The organism is Acetobacter pasteurianus subsp. pasteurianus LMG 1262 = NBRC 106471 (assembly GCF_000285275.1).
GTDB classification, from domain to species: domain Bacteria; phylum Pseudomonadota; class Alphaproteobacteria; order Acetobacterales; family Acetobacteraceae; genus Acetobacter; species Acetobacter pasteurianus.
Genome location: NZ_CADO01000002.1, coordinates 1 through 15,561, shown reverse-complemented (window position 1 = coordinate 15,561; position 15,561 = coordinate 1). Strand labels below are relative to the sequence as shown.

At 54.3% G+C, this 15,561-nt stretch carries 12 protein-coding genes; 7 read left to right on the top strand and 5 right to left on the bottom strand.

Translation table 11 applies throughout. The annotated features are described in order from the left end of the window. Positions 1 to 39 precede the first annotated feature (39 nt). The 4 genes from APA10_RS00520 to APA10_RS00505 form a co-directional block, all read right to left on the bottom strand. A complete protein-coding gene (locus APA10_RS00520) occupies positions 40 to 573 on the bottom strand; it encodes an adenine phosphoribosyltransferase (protein WP_003629841.1) in 534 nt (177 codons plus the stop codon). Positions 574 to 734: 161 nt separating this feature from the next. Continuing rightward, positions 735 to 2,978, bottom strand: a complete 2,244-nt coding sequence (locus APA10_RS00515) for an ATP-binding protein (RefSeq protein ID WP_035365857.1) — start codon at positions 2,976 to 2,978, stop codon at positions 735 to 737. A 103-nt stretch (positions 2,979 to 3,081) separates the two neighbouring features. Further along, positions 3,082 to 4,344, bottom strand: a complete 1,263-nt coding sequence (locus APA10_RS00510; protein ID WP_035365861.1) for a multidrug effflux MFS transporter — start codon at positions 4,342 to 4,344, stop codon at positions 3,082 to 3,084. Positions 4,345 to 4,505: 161 nt separating this feature from the next. Beyond that, positions 4,506 to 5,285, bottom strand: coding sequence for a TVP38/TMEM64 family protein (locus APA10_RS00505; RefSeq protein ID WP_003629844.1), 780 nt, complete (start codon positions 5,283 to 5,285; stop codon positions 4,506 to 4,508). Positions 5,286 to 5,299: 14 nt separating this feature from the next. Between APA10_RS00505 and APA10_RS00500 the strand changes: the two genes are divergently transcribed. The 7 genes from APA10_RS00500 (at position 5,300) to rodA (ending at position 14,175) form a co-directional block, all read left to right on the top strand. After that, on the top strand, positions 5,300 to 6,349 hold the full coding sequence (locus tag APA10_RS00500) for a COX15/CtaA family protein (RefSeq protein ID WP_012812291.1): 1,050 nt from the start codon (positions 5,300 to 5,302) through the stop codon (positions 6,347 to 6,349). Between the two features lie 295 nt (positions 6,350 to 6,644). Continuing rightward, positions 6,645 to 8,234, top strand: a complete 1,590-nt coding sequence (locus APA10_RS00495) for a 2-isopropylmalate synthase (RefSeq protein WP_003629846.1) — start codon at positions 6,645 to 6,647, stop codon at positions 8,232 to 8,234. A gap of 204 nt (positions 8,235 to 8,438) precedes the next feature. Next, a complete protein-coding gene (locus APA10_RS00490; protein WP_003629847.1) occupies positions 8,439 to 9,485 on the top strand; it encodes a rod shape-determining protein in 1,047 nt (348 codons plus the stop codon). A 95-nt stretch (positions 9,486 to 9,580) separates the two neighbouring features. Further along, the gene (mreC, locus tag APA10_RS00485; RefSeq protein WP_003629848.1) at positions 9,581 to 10,495 is read left to right on the top strand and encodes a rod shape-determining protein MreC; all 915 of its coding nucleotides are present in this window, start codon (positions 9,581 to 9,583) and stop codon (positions 10,493 to 10,495) included. Positions 10,496 to 10,500: 5 nt separating this feature from the next. After that, entirely contained in the window at positions 10,501 to 11,064 is a 564-nt protein-coding gene (locus tag APA10_RS00480) for a hypothetical protein (RefSeq protein ID WP_003629849.1), read from the top strand. Between the two features lie 19 nt (positions 11,065 to 11,083). Then, a complete protein-coding gene (gene mrdA, locus APA10_RS00475; protein WP_003629851.1) occupies positions 11,084 to 13,012 on the top strand; it encodes a penicillin-binding protein 2 in 1,929 nt (642 codons plus the stop codon). After that, positions 13,009 to 14,175, top strand: a complete 1,167-nt coding sequence (gene rodA / locus APA10_RS00470; RefSeq protein WP_003629853.1) for a rod shape-determining protein RodA — start codon at positions 13,009 to 13,011, stop codon at positions 14,173 to 14,175. Before mrdA ends, rodA begins: the two co-directional genes overlap by 4 nt. Positions 14,176 to 14,263: 88 nt before the next feature. Here rodA and APA10_RS00465 read toward each other — a convergent pair whose 3' ends face one another. Beyond that, entirely contained in the window at positions 14,264 to 15,493 is a 1,230-nt protein-coding gene (locus APA10_RS00465) for a tetratricopeptide repeat protein (RefSeq protein ID WP_003629855.1), read from the bottom strand. Positions 15,494 to 15,561: the final 68 nt, after the last annotated feature.

Sequence of the window (15,561 nt, the reverse complement as noted above, 5' to 3'; positions counted from 1 at the left end):
CCAGATGTGCAAACAGAACATATGAATATTGAAAAGTGCTTATTCTTTGTAAGTTAATAAAGTGGAAACAGGTGCATCCACTTTATTACGGCCACCCAGGCTGGTTAGCTCTACCATAACAGAAGCGCCTACCACGTTAGCCCCTGCCTTGCGCAGCAGTGCTACAGAAGCAGCCAAGGTGCCGCCGGTTGCCAGCAGATCATCCATAACCACAACGCGCTGGCCGGGCTGAATGGCATCTGCCTGAATTTCCAGCGTATCGCTGCCATATTCCAGATCGTAGGTGTGGGAAATGGTTTCACCCGGCAGTTTGCCACACTTACGCAGCATCAGCAGCCCGCAGCCCAAGCGATCTGCCAGCGGTGCAGCTGTTAAAAACCCGCGAGATTCAACGGCTGCCAGCAGATCCGGCTTAAGCGGCGCCACCTGCCGTGCCAAACGCCCCATGGCCAACTGCCACGCATCCGGATTCCGCATAAGGGTAGAGATATCGTAAAATAGAATGCCCGGTTTAGGAAAATCGGGAACGTGCCGGATAAAGCGCTTGAGGTCGATTTCCTCATGTGCCGTCATGGCCTTAATAATCCTTCCTGCGTGCCAGCCTAAGGCTGGCCCTCTGTTACTTCTGCCTTGTATCCTGCCAAAAAGAAGAACACGTTCGGGCAATCCGGCGCCCGCTCTATCCTGCATGCGCCGGTTCTGCAAGGTATGGCGGCTTTTCCCTTATGGTCTACTTATGCCCCGGTACGTGCGCTCAGTGCTGCTGTTACCACTTCCATCAAGCCATCCCGACGGAAAGGTTTGGCCAATAGCCGTGCATTTGTCACGCCGCCTTCAGGCAGTTTGGAATCCGCTGTGAGATCCCCCGACATATAAACCACAGCCAGTTCAGGATACCGTTCCACCAATACGCGTGAGAGGGTTAGCCCATCCAGCGGGCCGGGCAGTTGAATATCGGTTACCAGCAGATCAAGAGGCCCTTCCGCAGCTGCTGCCACATCAAACGCCTGCTCGCCATCTCCTGCTTCCAACACGCGATGACCTGCCATACTCAGAATGGTCACAACAATATCGCGGATAGCTGCATCATCTTCCACCACCAGCACCTGCAAAGTCTGTGATGGCGCTGGCTTGTTTATTTTAGGCAGCACGGCTGGCTGTAAAACCTGCGCGGCGGAAAGAGCAGCCGCCTTGGGCAACCACAAGGAAACCTCTGTTCCGCTGCCGCTGCCTGTTGCCACCACAACGCGCCCCTTAACCTGCTGGGAAAAAGCCAGAACCATGGCCATGCCCAGCCCTGTACCTGCACCTTCACGTTTGGTGGTGAAAAACGGTTCAAACAGATGGTCCAACACTTCACGCGTCATACCGCTGCCGCTGTCAATCACATCCAACCGCACCCAATCTCCCGCAGGCAGCGGAGTCGGGTCGGACACCACGCGCATGTTGCGGCCTTCCTCAACAGGCAGGCTCATCAGATCTGCATTGACGGAGAATGTCACATTGCGAGCAGCAATGCGCAGCCGCCCACCAGAGGGCATGGCATCTCGCGCATTGATAGCAAGATTAAGTACCGCGCTTTCAAGCTGTGCCGGGTCTGCCCGCACAGGCCATACGCCAGACACATCAGCACATTCCACTACAATTCTGGGGCCGATCACACGCGCCAACAGCCCATCGAGCAGGGAAAACAGATTGGCCAGATCAAAGCAGTCTGGCACGCCTGTCTGCTGCCTGCGCATAAAGGAAAGAAGTTGGCTTGTAAGAGCTTCAGACCTATGGCCCGCATGTGTGGCGGCAGAAAGATATTCCTGCCGCTGTTCTACCTGATCTGGCAGATCATGCTCTGCTGCAAGCTCCAGATTCCCCAAAATGACGGTCAGAAGATTTTTGAAATCGTGGGCAATACCTGCGGTAAACTGCCCCAGCGCACGCAGCTTTTGCGCTTCACCCAAGGCGCGCTCGCTGCGCAAACGCATGGTGATATCTGCGGCTGTTAGCACAAACCCACGCCGTTCTGCCGCGCCATCTGGGGCAAAAAACAATGTGCGGCACAATTCCAGATCTGCGCCGTTAATACCCTTGCATTCCACCACCACAGGCGGTGCGGGTTGCCCTTTGGCCAAGCTGGTTTCAACGTGTTCCAATGGTTCAAGCAGCGGCACACCATCTACCACCAGCACTGCGCTTAAATCATTGTAAGACAGGCCTGGTTTGAAAAAACTCTTTTCCAAACCAAGAGCCACGGCCAGTTGCTCATTCCAGTGCCACAAATGACCATCTGCACCAAACACGGCCACACCAAGGCTCAGACTGTCCAATGTTGCCCGCAAACGTAACGCCAGATCACGCGATGAGGCCTCGGCTCGCGCTGCCGCCAAGGAAGAACGATCTAGCACCCAGCCTGCTGAAACAAGGCTGAAAACACCGGTCAGAATCCCCAATAACGCCAAACGCCGCTGCCAGCTTGTATTGCGCAGCATGTTGGCAACGCGGTCTGCCTGATCCAGCGTGCTGGCCCGGCTGAGAATGGAAAGGTTCTGATCCAGATCCGCCAGAAGTTGCGCCCCTCCGGCGGGCGTGCCCTCTGGTGAATGGGGCCATGCACTTATGGTTTCAAGCTGCTGCCACACACTTTGCAGCGGTTCTACGCGGCCACCGCCTTCACGCAGTTGCACCACACGAAAGGATTCGAACCCACGCCGGGCATCAGAAAGCTGCTGAATGGCCTGCACATAACAACTGCCATCCTGGGGCTTATGCTCGGCCATCCATGCATAATGGCATATGCGGGCATCACTGGTGGCGTGATGCAACCCGCGCAAGTAATTGCCTGCCGCTGTGCTCTGACGGTCCAGATTACCATGCCGGGCCATTTCATTGCCCAGCTCAATCCCCATTGTGCCAAAAGTTACAATCAGCAGCCCGGCGCCAATAAGCGCCAGAACGTGGGCCCGTCTTGCTGGATGCCGTGGCATGTTATGCACGCTCCCTTCCCTAACCCCATCTTTTCATCTGGACTGGGCCGCAGCCCTGTCGCCGTCAAGAGCAGAGCGGGCATAACCGCTTTTTGTACAGTTTTTAGTTCACATTCTGTCGATTAGGTCGCACCAAGCCCATCAGGAACATCAGAATAGCACCACAACACATGCATCCTGCCATAGGAATTGCAGACTCAGCCGGAAATTGCCCAACCACAACACCGGCCACGGCCCCAAGCACATATTGCAGCGTGCCCGCCAGAGCAGAGGCCGCCCCGGCAAGAGAGGGATGGTCTGCCAAAGCCCCCATCATGGCATTGGGGAAAATAATACCCGTAGGCGCAAGAGCCAGCAGCATGGCCGCAATAACCAACCACACCTCATATGGCTGCCATGCCGGAGGGGCGTACCACGCACTCCACAAGCTCACCGCCACCAGCAGAATCCCTCCGGTAACGGAAAGGCAGATTGCGCCCATAAGCAGCTTGCCGGAATCAATACGCCCCACCAGCAACCCGTTCACCTGGGAAGCCCCGATCATGAACACAGCAAAAAAGCCGAACAGCATGGAAAAATGCAGCGGTGAGAAATGAAACAGCTGCACAAACACAAACGGAGCTGCCGTAAGATAACTGAAGGACATGAAGGTGGAAAAAGCTGTTATCAGCGCATGGCTGGCAAAAGCCCGATCCCGAATCAGGGTGACGTACCGCGTTACCAGCGTGAAGGGAGAGAGTGCGACCCGCCGATCATATGGCAGGGTTTCTGGCAGCACGAACAGAATCAGTGCCACACATATCGCGCCATAGGCCGCAGAAGCCCAAAAGATAATCCGCCAGGAAACAAACTCTACAACCAGACCACCCAGCATAGGCGCCAAAATGGGTACAACACCCATGACCATAACCAACTGAGACATCATGCGTGCCCCAGCATTACGGTCTGGCACCATATCGCGCACACAGGCCGTGGGAATAACCAGACTGGCCGATGCCCCAACAGATGCCACAAACCGCGCAATAGAAAACGTGGTGATATCTGGCGCAAATGCGCAAACGGCAGAAGCCACGGCATACAGGGCATTGCCTATAAGCATGGGACTACGGCGCCCAAATCTATCTGATAAAGGGCCAACCGTAATCTGCCCGATAGCCAACCCCACAAACCAGATGGACAGCGTAAACTGCACATTGCCAGCACTTGTATGAAAGGTCTGCTCCATGGCCGGAAAAGCAGGCAGATAAATATCTGTCGAAATAGGTCCAACGGCTGTCAGGAACCCTAAAAGCACAGGTACCCACATGGGGATGCGCCCACCAATAAAAGACGTTCCGGCATCCCGCACAGCAGAGGGAGAAGCCATAAGCAGCACTCCAAAAACAAACAAAAACAGAAGAAAAAGAAAAATGTCTGGCAAAAACACAGGCAAAAGCCACGCAGGCCAGTGCCTTAAATTATTTTACAACGGGCTTAGAAACAGCCCTTAGTTCCTGACATCTCAGCAGCAGCCAGACCATATATGGATCAGGAAACCTGCCGGGCTATACGTGCATGCCGCCATAACCACACCCCAATGGCGCCAGAAAGCACAAACAATGCACCACCGGCTGCATACTGCCAGAAAGTACCTACCTGAACCCCCGCCCCCAACAAAACGGCAACAAGGTTCTGCGGTATGCCGCCCAGAAGGGTTGCTGTAAAAAACGGCAGCACATCCATACCCGAAATACCCCCCAAAAGGTTCAGCAGTAATGCGGACCCCACGGGCAACAGTCGCAAGGTGAGAATACTAGAAAACGGCTGACGTGTCAGAAATGCGTCCATTTGGGCAAAACGTTGCCCCAATTTCTGCCGTGCCCATGCACGCCCGCCCCATCTGGCCCAGAAAAACCCGGCCAAGCACCCCAATGTGGAGGCTATGGTGATAAGTGCAAGGCCTTCCCACAATCCATAAGCCAATCCGGCGGCAAATCCGGCCACCTGGCGTGGCAGCCCAAACCCGCACCACAAAACAGCACCAGATAGAAACACCATGCGGCCCCATACGCCTTGGCGTAGTACATCCGTACCATGCAGCATGCTGTGGAGTGCGGGCACATGCCGCAACCCAACTGCCCCCACCACCAATACAAGCAGCATGAGCAGTGGGCGCAAAAGCGATACAGAAGACCGAGAAGGAGGACGAATATGCTGTTCCATCCAGCCAAGCGGTACCATCTTCTTGCAGCAGCCCGCAAGCTGGCTGTAAACCCGATACAGAAATTTAACCCACAGCGCCAAAGGCTGCCATGCCCACCTCATCATCCCCCCAGACAGACATGACACCCGCCCACCGCAAACTCATTTCAGGCTGGCTGTTTCTGCTTTGCTTCATGCTGCTGGGCATGATCGCCATTGGCGGCGTAACGCGCCTGACGGGTTCGGGCCTTTCCATTATGGACTGGCAGCCAGTAAGCGGCTTTATCCCGCCCCTTTCCCATGCTGAGTGGGAAAGGTTGTTCGCGCTTTATCAAACCATTCCACAATATCACCTTCAGCATGAAGGGTTTGGGCTGGAAGGATTCCAGAAAATTTTCTGGGCGGAATGGATTCACCGCTTTTGGGGCCGTCTGATGGGGCTGGTGCTTCTGCTCCCCCTGATTTGGTTTGTTGTGAGAGGCATGATTACGCGCCGGTTGGCCCTGCGCTTGTTCATCTTTTTCATTCTGGGTGCGCTACAGGGTGCCATTGGGTGGTTTATGGTGGCCTCTGGCTTCCGCCCCAACAGCACGGCTGTGGAACCTGTACGTCTGGTACTGCATCTGAGTGCGGCCCTGCTGCTTTATGGCGCTATTTTGTGGACAGCATTTTCTATCCGCTGGCCCACACCAGAAAGCCATGGTTCATCTTCCGCTGCACGTTTGGCCAAGCGGCTGGCTTGCTTCACCATCGTGCTGCTGTGCACCACCATTATTGCCGGTGGGTTTACGGCTGGCACACATGCGGGGTTCCTATTCAACACCTTCCCGCTGATGGACGGGCATTTGATCCCGACTGATTATGCCCAGCTTTCCCCTTTCTGGATGAACTGGTTCATCAACAAAGCGGCTGTGCAGTTTGACCATCGCCTGCTGGCTACTCTTACAGCCCTGAGCATTGGCGCTGTGCTTCTTGTTGGCCTGAAAGCAACGGATCTGGGGGCCAAAGCCCACAACGCCTTTATCCTTTTAGGGTGGGCTGTGGTTATTCAGTACGCGCTTGGCGTAACCACCCTGCTGTTGGTGGTGCCGGTATGGGCTGGTGCTGTGCACCAAACCTTTGCCGCCGTGTTGCTTGGCGTTATGCTGTATGTGCTGCACTGCCTGCGCGGCACCAAGGCTGTGGCCTGAAAGAGCATTTGAGAACGTTTTAATGTTGCGTTTGAAAAACTGGACGGTATGGTGCTGCGCATGAATTCCGAGTGGTTCACGTCCGATTCCCTGCAGACCCGCAAATTAGCGGGTGCGGGCGGCGTGGCCCTCCGTCTGGACCTTCTCCTTCGACTAATCTGCCCCTGAGCGAGCCAGGTGGCCAAGCGCTGCCACGCCCAGGGGAGAACGAAAAGAGCGCCCGTGCATAAACGGGCAGAATATGTCACAGCCCCTCTATTCTTGTTCCAGACCAGACTTTTTCAGGAAGAATTCCATGTCTGCTGATACCACCAGCTTCAATCATCCGTCCTTTGGCCGCATGACGCCAGACCGCGTGATTGTGTTTGACACCACCCTGCGTGATGGCGAGCAATCTCCCGGTTTTTCCATGAACCTGGCAGAAAAGCTCCGCATGGCGGAAGCGCTGGCCAACCTGGGCGTGGACGTGATTGAAGCAGGCTTTCCTGTTGCATCCAAAGGTGATTTCGAATCCGTTAACGAAATTGCCAAAAACACCAAGGGTTCCGTTATCTGTGCACTGGCGCGTAGCGGTGGCGCCAAGGATATTGCGGCTGCGGGTGAGACACTGGCCCCGGCGGAACGCAAACGTATCCACAACTTTATTTCCACCTCTCCGCTGCACATGAAGTACAAGCTGCGGATGGAACCGGAAACTGTTCTGGAACTGATTACATCTGGCAATGCCGCAGCCCGCAATCTGACAGATGACGTGGAATGGTCTGCTGAAGATGGCTCCCGCACAGAACCGGATTTTCTGTGCCGCTGCGTGGAAGCCGCCATTAAGGCTGGCGCCACCACCATCAACATTCCCGATACCGTTGGTTACGCCACACCAGAAGACATGGAAAAAATCTTTTCCATGCTGCGCCAACGCGTGCCGGGTGCAGATCAGGTAATCTTCTCTGCCCATAACCATAACGATCTGGGGCTGGCCGTTGCCAATACGTTGGCTTCTATCCGTGGTGGTGCGCGACAGGTGGAATGCACCATCAACGGTATTGGCGAACGCGCAGGGAATGCCGCGTTGGAAGAAATTGTGATGGCACTGCGCACGCGCCATGACCAATATCCCTTCACCACCGGCATCCATACAGAAGGCCTGCTGAAGGTTTCTCGTATGCTGGCCACCATCACCAGCTTTGATGTGCAGCCTAACAAGGCCATTGTGGGCCGTAACGCCTTTGCGCATGAAAGTGGCATCCATCAGGATGGCGTGCTGAAAAACGCCGCCACCTATGAAATCATGACCCCAGAAAGCGTGGGTTGGACACGTTCTTCCCTAGTTATGGGCAAGCATTCCGGGCGCGCAGCCTTCCGCGATAAGCTGAAGGTACTGGGTTATGAAGGCATGGATGAAACACGCCTGAACGAAGCCTTCACCCGCTTTAAGGATCTGGCTGACCGTAAAAAGGTTGTGTACGATGATGACATCATCGCGCTGGTGGATGATGAAGCCCGCGACCATGACCGCATCCGCTTTGGTGCACTGAGCCTGAAATCCATTTCTGGGCAGCCTTCCGAAGTTGATCTGGAACTGAGCGTGGATGGCAAAGCCATTGAAGCCAAAGCCACAGGCAATGGCCCTGTGGATGCTGCCTTTAATGCGCTGCGCAAGGCCTTCCCGCATGAAGCACGTCTGGCCCTGTTCTCTGTTGGCGCTGTAACGGAAGGTACGGATGCACAGGCCCGCACAACCGTGCGTCTGGAAGAAGCCGGCAAAATGGTAGATGGCCAGGGCGCAGATGCAGATACGGTTGTTTCTGCCGTACGCGCTTATGTACATGCACTGAACAAGCTGCTGGTGAAACGGGCTCGGACAGCACCAGAAGCCCTGACAGCCTGAAAAAACTTTTCAGGCCCTCCTGCAAAACCGGGCAGACAGACCTTACCTTGAGATTATATGTCAGTTTCTTGACGGAAGGTCTTGTCTGCCTCGTTACGCACCGGTAATTCCTGCTCACATATTTCCAAAGCAGCAGGGGCAGGTTAGCGTGCCCGGCTTTCTCGTCCTCTGTTGTATGGTGCCCGCTTCAACCAGGAGTCCTGGATGTTTTCTCGTCTGCTCGGTCTCATGTCTGCCGACATGGCTATTGACCTGGGTACTGCCAACACCCTTGTTTACGTAAAAGGACGGGGTATCGTTCTGAACGAACCGTCTGTTGTGGCTATTGCAGATATACGAGGAAAAAAGCAGCTTCTTGCCGTAGGCGAAGAAGCCAAGCAGATGGTTGGCCGTACACCGGGTAATATTACGGCCATTCGCCCCATGCGTGATGGCGTGATTGCTGATTTTGAAGTGGCGGAAGAAATGATCAAACATTTCATTCGCAAGGTTCATAATCGCCGCGCTTTTGCCAGCCCCCAGATTATTGTGTGCGTGCCCTCCGGCTCTACTGCAGTGGAACGCCGCGCCATTCAGGAAAGCGCAGAAAGCGCCGGTGCACGCCGTGTATTCCTAATTGAAGAACCCATGGCTGCTGCCATAGGTGCTGGCCTACCGGTTACAGAGCCTTCTGGCAGCATGATTGTAGATATTGGTGGCGGCACAACAGAAGTGGCCGTTATCTCCCTCGGCGGTATTGTTTACGCACGTTCTGTGCGCGTGGGCGGAGATAAAATGGATGAAGCCATTATCTCCTATATTCGCCGCACCCACAGCCTGTTGATTGGGGAAAGCTCGGCAGAGCGTATCAAGATCAGCCTTGGCTCCGCCATGATGCCGGATGAACCTTATGAAAACGGCCCATGGCAAGACGTTAAAGGGCGCGACCTGATTAACGGTGTCCCGCGCGAAGTACAGGTTTCACAAGCGCAAATTGCAGAAAGCCTTATGGAACCAGTAAGCCAGATTGTGGATGCCGTAACAACCGCGCTGGAAAACACCCCACCAGAACTTGCTGCCGATATTGTTGATAAAGGCATCGTTCTTACCGGCGGTGGTGCATTGCTCTACCGGCTGAGTGATGTACTGCGCCTTGCAACGGGCCTGCCAGTTACAGTAGCTGAAGATGCACTTTCCTGCGTAGCTTTGGGCACAGGCCGTGCACTGGAAGAAATGAAGCGTCTGCGCAACGTGCTGACAACCATGTATTAACTCAAGGCACCAGCTATCTGGCTGTAATCCGGCGCCAGAATGCAAACGGGCATGCCTTCCGCTTTCCTTCCCTCAGATAGGGGTTCCCGGCTTTCATGATCCCGGTTTCCATCCAGGTAAGACAAGCTCTTGGCAAACTGGTTTTGCCAGTGCTGCTGCTATTGTCTGTTGGGATTATTATTGCTGGGCAAGCTGATCGACGGCTGGCTGATACAGCCCGTATGTACGTGGCAGATGCTCTGGCCCCTTTGTGGGGGCTTATTGCCCATACGCAAACAGATGTTAGCCACCTTGTGCAGGGCGTAAAAGACGCCCGGCATTTGGCCGAAGAAAACGCCAAGCTCCAGACAGAAAATGCCAAGCTACGCCGCTGGTATGATGTGGCCGTTTCTCTTGCGCGGGAAAATGATAACCTGAAAACAGAGCTGCACTGGGTGCCAGAACCTACCCCTGCCTTTGTAACAGGCCGGGTAGTGGCAGATAGTGGCGGCATGTATGCCCGCGCTGTATTGCTTGTAGCTGGCACAACCAGCGGGGTACACGTAGGCAATGTGGCATTGGCCACAAATGGCTTAGCAGGGCGGGTTACCGAAGTGGGCCCTCATGCAGCCCGTGTGTTGCTCATCACCGATATTGCCAGCCGCCTGCCCATTGAACTGGAATCCAGCCATGCCACGGCCATAATGGCAGGTGACAACTCCCCCATGCCAAGGTTGATGTATTACCCGCAGGATTCACGCCCCATTGAAGGGGAGCGTGTTGTGACCAGTGATCAGGCAGGGGCTTTCCCTATGGGGTTGCCCATTGGTACAGTGCATTACCTGCACCCCGGGCAACCGGTTGTGCAGCCCTTTGTGCAACTGGATAAACTGACCATGCTACGCGTGTTTGATTTTGGACAATCTGAAATTGAACCGCCTGATGCACCGGGGCATGTGCCACTTACGCGCCCGCATCGTCCGTTAGCACTGCCATTCAAAACACTTCTGGGACAAGGGCAGGAAGGATAAACCTGATGTCCGATCCCTCACCCCCATCATGGGACCCAGATCTTGAACCGCGTCTAACGCTTGGCCAGAAGCTGGACCGCACAGCGCGCCATCTGCTGCCATCGGCTTTTATTGTTCTGGTTATTATCTTTTTTTCGGCACCCCTCGCCATTCCCGGTTCTGCCGAACTGCTTTCTGCCATTGTTATTGGCTCGGTGTTTTTCTGGTCTGTCTGGCGGCCTACGGGCATGCCTGCGCTGGCACCGTTCCTGCTTGGCCTGTTTATGGATCTGGTTGGCTTTACACCTTTGGGCGTCAGCTCATTTATTCTGCTTCTGGTTTACGGAATCAGCACCTATGCCCGGTTTGGGCTCATGCGCATGAATTTTTTAGTAGTATGGTTCCTTTATGGTCTGATAGGTGGAGCCGCTTCTTTCCTGCAATGGGCGTTGGCATGTCTGTTTCGGCTGCACGGCCTTGATCCGGCGCCTGCCTTTTTTGAAGCACTACTGTGCATAGGGGTTTATCCGTTGCTTTCCGCCACCTTCTCATGGTTCCTGCATATTCTGGATGAAAAGGAATCCGCATGAACAGGCATGAAAGCTTCTTATGTGGCTAAAGCGGCGCAAGAAAGAAAACCGGCGTTTTCTACCTGTTCGTGAACAGAAAGACCCTGCACGCGGCGTTTTTACACGCCGGGCGCTGCTGTTTATGGCTGTCCAGACTGTGGCCTTGGGGGAACTTGGCCGCCGCCTGTATAAAATCCAGATAGAAGATGGCGACCATTATGCCCGCATGGCTGCCAAAAACCGTATCAGCAAGCGCCTTCTGGCCCCGCCGCGTGGGCGTATTGTAGACCGCTACGGCGTAGCCCTTGCCAATAACAAGGAAAACTGGCGCGCCCTTTTGATGCCCGAAGAAACCACGGATGTGACGGGCACGATTGAACGGTTTTCCAGCATTATCCCGCTAGATGAACGCGACCGTACACGAATCGCGCGTGAAATGCGGCATCAGCGACGCTTTGTGCCTGTCATGCTGCGAGATTTTCTCTCATGGGATGAAATGGCACGTATTGAACTCAACGCGCCCTCTCTCCCCGGTGTGTTGATTGATGTAGGCACACGTCGCGTTTACCCGGAAGGCGAATTGCTTGCCCACATTATCGGTTACGTAGCACCGCCCAATGAAAAAGATGTGGCCCGCTCTGCCTTGCTGGCTCTGCCGGGGATGCGCGTAGGCCGCGCGGGTATTGAGCAAAGTCAGGATGACAATCTTCGCGGCACGGCTGGATCTGTAGAAATGGAGGTCAACGCCGTTGGGCGTGTGATGTCTGAGCTGAACCGAGAAGAAGGCGTGCCGGGTGAAGAAATCAGCCTGACCATAGATCGCGCGCTCCAGCAAAAAGTACTAAACGCTATAGGAGATCAAACAGCCTCCGCCGTGGTGATGGACTGCCAGAATGGCGAGGTACTCGCCATGGTCAGCACGCCTTCGTTTGATCCCTCATTGTTTGATAGCGGCGTCAGTCATGCACAGTGGATTGAGTGGACAAACAACCAGCGCACGCCCCTTATCAACAAAGCTGTCGCGGGGGTGTATCCACCGGGCTCCACTTTCAAACCTGCTGTGGCAATGGCGGCTCTGGAATCGGGTCTTGTTTCCCCCACGGATCGTTTTTTCTGCCCCGGCCACTTGGATGTAGGTGGTACACGCTTTCATTGCTGGTCTCGATGGGGGCATGGATCTGTTGATCTGCATCTGGCGCTTAAATATTCCTGCGACGTTTATTTTTATGAAGTCGCACGCCGTATCGGCATGGAACGTATTGCGGCCACGGCACATAAATTCGGCCTTGGCACGCAGTTGGATATTGAACTTCCCCACACCCGCACCGGCCTGATTCCTACTCCGGCATGGCGGCAGGCTCACCACCACCATTGGAACGGTGGGGATACAATTGTAAGCGGCATTGGGCAGGGGTTTGTACAGGTTACGCCACTGCAACTGGCTACCTATACAGCCCGCATTGCCTCTGGTCGGGCCGTACAGCCCCATCTTGTGCGTGCCATTAACGGGGAAATTGGCAAGCAAGTACAACCAGACCATTGGCCCACCCTTGATATGCCAGACAGATATCTGGCGGCCCTACGCTCTGGCATGTTTGCCGTTATTAACGAACCCCACGGAACAGCCCCCAAAGCGCGACTAGATCTGCCCGGCATTACCATGGCTGGCAAAACGGGCTCGGCACAGGTGCGGCGTGTTTCACGCGCATTGCGTGAAAGCGGGCATTTTAACTCTGCCAACCTGCCTTGGGAGTATCGGCCGCATGCGTTGTTTATCTGCTTCGCCCCGTATGATTCCCCGCGTTATGCCGTTTCTGTTGTAATCGAACACGGAAACGCAGGTGCAGATGCCGCAGCCCCTCTGGCCCGTACCATCATGCGCGATACTTTGCTGCGTGACCCGGTAACACACACCACGCCGCCGCCAGAAAGTGTAGCTGATGCAAGCAGCCTGGTAAGTGATCCATGAAGTTTCATAAACGGCTGCTCAGAGCAGAACCCAGCTTCCGCCTGATGTCCAAGCTATGGCGTATCAGTTGGCTTTACATTCTGCTGATCTGCACATTGGCTGGCGTTGGCTACGTTACGCTCTATTCTGCCGGAGGGGGTACGCCCTACCCTTTTGCCGCCCCGCAGGCTGCACGCTTTGCTGTGGGTTTGGTGATGATGATTACCATCGCCATGTTGCCTCCACGCATGCTTATACACGCAGCAGCACCCATGTACGTGCTCTCACTTATACTGCTTGTAGCCGTGTTACGCATGGGCCATGTGGGCAAAGGCGCAGAACGTTGGCTGATTATAGGTGGGTTACAGGTTCAACCCTCGGAATTCGCCAAAATTGCGCTGGTTTTGGCACTTTCTGCGTGGTTTTCTCGCATAAGCTATGCCCGAATGGGCAACCCTTTGTGGTTAATACCGCCAGCCCTTATCGTGCTTGTGCCTGTTGGCCTTGTACTCAAGGAACCTAACCTTGGCACTGCTGTCATTATTGGCGGCATTGGAGCATCGCTATTTTTTGCTGCCGGGATGCGGCTTTGGCAAATTGTGCTGCTTTTGCTTCCCGTGCCGTCGCTTATCAAGTTTGCATACAACCATCTGCATGATTACCAGCGCGCACGCATAACCACCTTTTTGCACCCGGAAAATGATCCGCTAGGGGCAGGCTACAATATCATCCAGTCCAAAATTGCACTGGGTTCTGGCGGCATGTGGGGGCAGGGTTACCTGCATGGATCACAAGGGCAATTAAACTTCCTGCCCGAAAAACAGACAGACTTCATTTTCACAATGATTGCCGAAGAATGGGGGTTTGTTGGCGCTGCCGCTGTTATTGGCCTGCTGCTCATGATCATTCTGGGCGGCATGATTATGGCTATTCGTTGCCGTAACCGCTTTGGGCGCCTTATTGCCCTTGGCATCAGCATGAACTTCTTTTTTTACTGCCTGGTTAATCTTTCCATGGTGATGGGCGCTATCCCTGTAGGGGGGGTACCTTTGCCATTGGTCTCTTACGGTGGCTCGGCCATGCTGAATGTTATGCTGGGGTTTGGGTTGCTGCTTTCAACATGGGTTCATCGTGATTCTGTTGACGATGAGGACGAAGAAGACGCCAACAAAGATCTTATCTGATGCTTCCGTTACCGCAGGTTCATTGCTTATAAAAAAGGCCGCTCTGATATTGAGAGCGGCCTTTTTTATAATTTTGTGGTCTTAATAATTATTTGGCGCCAGAGGGCTGCGTTACACGCAAGATCCAAAGCTGCGCGATATCATGCGCACCGTTGTCTCCTTCAACACTACGCAAAGCAGCCAGAGCCTGATCCTTATGGCCAGCATAAAGCTCCGCCAGTCCCAAATGGAGGCGTGCGATATTCACATCGCTTACGCCCTTGCTGATAGCCTGCTGCATAAGTTGCAGACCTTTATCAGCCTGCCCGAAGGTAACGTAATTGTACCCAACTGTTAGCAAATCATCTCCATTGCTGGCAGAAGCAGCTGCCTGCTCATCTGCTGCAATAGAAGCCTTTTTGGAAGCGACAGCCTTTTCAACCATGGCCTTCAAACGAGCCTGACGCGGAGCTTCTGCCCCCTGCCCCAACACACCCGATTGATAGCCCTGATTCATCAGATCTAGCGCCAGTTGCGGCGTATTCTGCTGTACTGCAATTTCCGTCATATCCATAAAGTCACGCGCTTGGGAAACATCCCCAACAGCCAAACGGATACGATAAACATCCAACTGCAAGGATGCCGGAATTTTGGTGTTTACAACCAGTTCATGCAGCAAAAGCGCCCAGTATTCCTTTTTGGGGTAATAAGTCGCCAATAGAACATAAGCATGCGTGGTCGCTGCAGAATCTTTTAGAGCCGTCGCACTTGCTGCGAGCATTTGCAGCTCAGATTCCGTGGGTGTTTTGCCAGCCTTTATAGCGGCATCTGCCTGCTGCTTCACCACCTTGATGGTATTGGGGTAATCCTTCTGCAGATAGTAAGATTGCGCAAGCAATGTTTCCATCTGGGGATCAGAGCCAGCGGCCTTCAGGTATCGCTGAATATTGGCAACAGCTTTGGGGTAATCCTTGGCAGTGTAAGCCATGGTTGCTTCAGACTTCAGCATCTGATTTTTCATGGCCTGCGGCGTGCGGGGGGAAGCAATCAGCTTATCATAGGCCGCTGTTGCGGCAGAAAGATTACCTGCCTGTGTGGCCACAGCTGCACGCATCTGCGCAATGGTATAATCTTCGTAATCTGTTTTGCCTTTTACGGCATCCGCAGCGTTTACTGCATCCATTGCCTTGGCATAATTATGTGCTGCCAGAGCAGACTGCGCGGCTTCCAGTTCTGTCCCAACCTGTTGGCCGAGTTCATCTGCCGCATGTGCAACTGGCTGCATCACAACCCATGCTGTTGTTGCACAAAAAAGGGTACGTAAAAAACGAGAAGCCATTCTCAAAAATCCTCACTTACCGTCAGCGAACTGTTCCTGTCCGACGATTCCGAGTTTTGTGACGCCGA

Excerpts from the sequence above, each read along its gene's own strand:
- APA10_RS00520 (WP_003629841.1), bottom strand. The coding sequence starts at position 573 with ATGACGGCACATGAGGAAATCGACCTCAAGCGCTTTATCCGGCACGTT.
- APA10_RS00515 (WP_035365857.1), bottom strand. The coding sequence starts at position 2,978 with ATGCCACGGCATCCAGCAAGACGGGCCCACGTTCTGGCGCTTATTGGC.
- APA10_RS00510 (WP_035365861.1), bottom strand. The coding sequence starts at position 4,344 with ATGGCTTCTCCCTCTGCTGTGCGGGATGCCGGAACGTCTTTTATTGGT.
- APA10_RS00505 (WP_003629844.1), bottom strand. The coding sequence starts at position 5,285 with ATGATGAGGTGGGCATGGCAGCCTTTGGCGCTGTGGGTTAAATTTCTG.
- APA10_RS00500 (WP_012812291.1), top strand. The coding sequence starts at position 5,300 with ATGACACCCGCCCACCGCAAACTCATTTCAGGCTGGCTGTTTCTGCTT.
- APA10_RS00495 (WP_003629846.1), top strand. The coding sequence starts at position 6,645 with ATGTCTGCTGATACCACCAGCTTCAATCATCCGTCCTTTGGCCGCATG.
- APA10_RS00490 (WP_003629847.1), top strand. The coding sequence starts at position 8,439 with ATGTTTTCTCGTCTGCTCGGTCTCATGTCTGCCGACATGGCTATTGAC.
- mreC (WP_003629848.1), top strand. The coding sequence starts at position 9,581 with ATGATCCCGGTTTCCATCCAGGTAAGACAAGCTCTTGGCAAACTGGTT.
- APA10_RS00480 (WP_003629849.1), top strand. The coding sequence starts at position 10,501 with ATGTCCGATCCCTCACCCCCATCATGGGACCCAGATCTTGAACCGCGT.
- mrdA (WP_003629851.1), top strand. The coding sequence starts at position 11,084 with ATGTGGCTAAAGCGGCGCAAGAAAGAAAACCGGCGTTTTCTACCTGTT.
- rodA (WP_003629853.1), top strand. The coding sequence starts at position 13,009 with ATGAAGTTTCATAAACGGCTGCTCAGAGCAGAACCCAGCTTCCGCCTG.
- APA10_RS00465 (WP_003629855.1), bottom strand. The coding sequence starts at position 15,493 with ATGGCTTCTCGTTTTTTACGTACCCTTTTTTGTGCAACAACAGCATGG.